This window comes from Deinococcota bacterium (genome assembly GCA_030858465.1).
In the GTDB taxonomy this organism is placed as follows: domain Bacteria; phylum Deinococcota; class Deinococci; order Deinococcales; family Trueperaceae; genus JALZLY01.
Genome location: JALZLY010000345.1, coordinates 1 through 2,516, shown reverse-complemented (window position 1 = coordinate 2,516; position 2,516 = coordinate 1). Strand labels below are relative to the sequence as shown.

At 68.3% G+C, this 2,516-nt stretch carries 4 protein-coding genes; all 4 read left to right on the top strand.

Annotated features, from left to right (window positions below):
* Window positions 1–342: hypothetical protein (locus M3498_16850; GenBank protein ID MDQ3460939.1), on the top strand; the 342-nt coding region annotated here is incomplete at its 5' end.
* 316 nt (window positions 343–658) lie between these two features.
* On the top strand, window positions 659–910 hold the full coding sequence (locus M3498_16845) for a hypothetical protein (protein ID MDQ3460938.1): 252 nt from the start codon (window positions 659–661) through the stop codon (window positions 908–910).
* 324 nt (window positions 911–1,234) lie between these two features.
* Window positions 1,235–2,056 carry an ArdC-like ssDNA-binding domain-containing protein gene (locus tag M3498_16840; protein ID MDQ3460937.1) on the top strand — a complete coding sequence of 274 codons (822 nt, stop codon included), beginning with the start codon at window positions 1,235–1,237 and terminating at the stop codon, window positions 2,054–2,056.
* On the top strand, window positions 2,053–2,516 hold a 464-nt coding region (locus M3498_16835; protein MDQ3460936.1), incomplete at its 3' end, for a hypothetical protein. The genes M3498_16840 and M3498_16835, both read left to right, overlap by 4 nt.

Here is a 2,516-nt window from a genome sequence, read left to right as displayed (position 1 = left end):
GTCGTCGGCTGCGCTAGCGGCGTCGACCAGACCGTGCGCCTGGCAGCGGGCTCGAGTGGCGTCGTCCTGCGGGCCGCTGAGCTCTATCCGCACCTGCCCGTGCAGGCCGCGCTCGCGGAGCGCACCCGCCGCGTGGTCTCGTGCGCGCACACCCTCGCCGTTTTCCCTGGCCGTGGTGGCGCCATTGGGCCGGGTTCGGCCCTGGCTATCCGTACCGCGCTCGAGCTGGGCCTACCCGTCTGGGTGGCTGGGCCCCGACCCGTCGGCTCCGGCTGGCGTCCCCTCACTCTCGCCGGGGTCTCCGGCTGGCTCCGCGTCTCGTCGCAGCCGCCCCTTTTCTAGGGCCTTCATCATTCGCGTTTAGCCCGTCCTGTGCGGGCTATTTTGCTTGACATATCTCTCTATCTGTGCTATTCTGATTACTGAGCAGGGGGAGACCCCGCTCGCGCACAATGACAACTAGGAGCACGACCGGCACGCGGCCCGACCGCCTGCACGCTCGATTTGACCCCAGCGCTGGACACGCTGGCCGAGCCTCTGCGCGCTACCGACAAGCCGTACCCGCGAGTGCTCCGAAGTCGCCCTGAGACCAAAGCAAAAGCCGCGCTCCCTTCCACAGTCGCGCGGCTTTCTTAGTCCTCCCGACAGGAGAGAACCAATGACCACTGTAGCAGTTTTTTCCGCCCTTCTTTCCGCTCTCATGCACGCGCCCGAGTCCGAGCGTGTGGAATGCCTGCTGGCCGACTTGGCCGCCCGCGTGGGCGCAGAGGGCCGCGTCTGCGTAGGCTTCCAGACCGACCCGCGCCTGCCAGTCTGCGCCGCTGTTAGCCTGCTCGAGCCCTACGGGGTGAGGGTGCATGAGCGCAAGCGGGCCGGCGGGCGCTTCATCTTCGCGGGGGTAGCGGCATGAGCGCCGCTACCCCGTGCCTCGAGTGTGGTGGTGACGGCTACCACCTGCTCGAGATGGGCTGGCCGGAGGAATACGCGGTTAGCTGCCCGCGTTGCCACGCCACCGGCGAGGAGCCCGAGCCGGAACCCTGCCGCCTGTGCGCAAGCGGCGAAGTTTGGCACTGCCCGGTCTGTGATGGGCGCGCATGAGCGCGCCCAAGCTCGAGCGGCCGCGCCACGACAACACCGCCAACGGCACGCCGGAGTACCAAATCCGGCGAAAGCGTCGCGGCCAGCGCCGGAAGGCTGACAATCACGTCCTCGTGGGAATCGCCAGGGGTCGCCGATGAGCGGCCCCCAACCCCAAAAGCCCAACAAAGCGCTCGAGCTGCTGCAAAAGGGCATGGCCGAGCTGATGGGCTCCGAGAGCTGGAAAGCCGCGCTCGAGGTTCGGGCCAAGCTGCACGCCTACAGCTTTAACAACTGCTTCCTCATCCAGCTACAGCGCCCCGACGCGACGATGGTTGCCGGCTTCAACCGCTGGCGCGACCTGGGCCGCCAGGTCAGAAAGGGCGAGAAAGGGATCGCCATCTTGGCCCCGCTCACCCGCAAGCAAGAAGAAAACGGCGAAGAGAGACGCCTGCTGTTCGGCTTCCGCACCGCGCATGTCTTCGACGTCTCGCAGACCGACGGCGAGCCCATCGCCGAGCCACCCCGGCCCGAGCTGCTCGAGGAGGACGGCGAAGGGATAAGGGAGGCCATTGCCAGGCTCGAGCGCTACGCCGAGAGCCGAGGCTCCCGAGTCGAGCGGCGCGAAGTAGGGGCCGCCCTGGGAACCTTCCACCGGCTGACGAAGGCGATCACGCTCCGGCCCGACCTGCCCCCGCTGCAAACGCTCAAGACGCTCGTGCATGAGCTGGCCCACGCCATCCTGCACGCTGAGACGACGCCCGGCGAGCAGCGCCACACCCGCGAGCTCGAGGCCGAGAGCTGCGCCTATGTCGTGTGTCACTCGCTGGGGCTGGATACGTCACGCTACAGCTTCGCGTACCTGGCGAGCTGGGCCGAGGATGCCGCCGAGCTGATGCCGGCCGGCGAGCGAGCGGTGAAAGCTGCTGACGAGATTCTAGGGGCGCTCGCTGCGCCCGGTTTGGAGCGTGCCGCATGAACTGGCCCGAGCTGCTCGAGAGACTTGCCGCCCCCTTCCCGCCCGTCACTATCCAGTGGCGGGCCGGAGCGACCAACCGCGACAAGACCAAAGCGCAGGCCCTACCCTACGTGGATCCCCGCGACTATGAGCGGCGCCTGGACGAGCTGTGCCCTGGCGAGTGGGCGGTAGTCTTCAAGCCCTGGGCAGAGCGCATCATCTGCGAGCTGACCATCCACGGCGTCACGCGCTCGAGCACCGGCGAGTCCAGCGGCGACGACTTCGCGCCCGGCACGTCTGCCGAGGCCCAAGCCTTCAAGCGGGCCTGCTCGAAGTTCGGACTCGGCCGGCACCTGTACGACATCCCGGCCCAGTGGGTCGGCTACGACAAGGACAAGCGGCAGCTTACCGAGCGGCCGCGCCTGCCCAAAGACCCGGCGCGGCCGGCGAGCTCGACCCCGCCGGCCAACGGGCTGAGGGG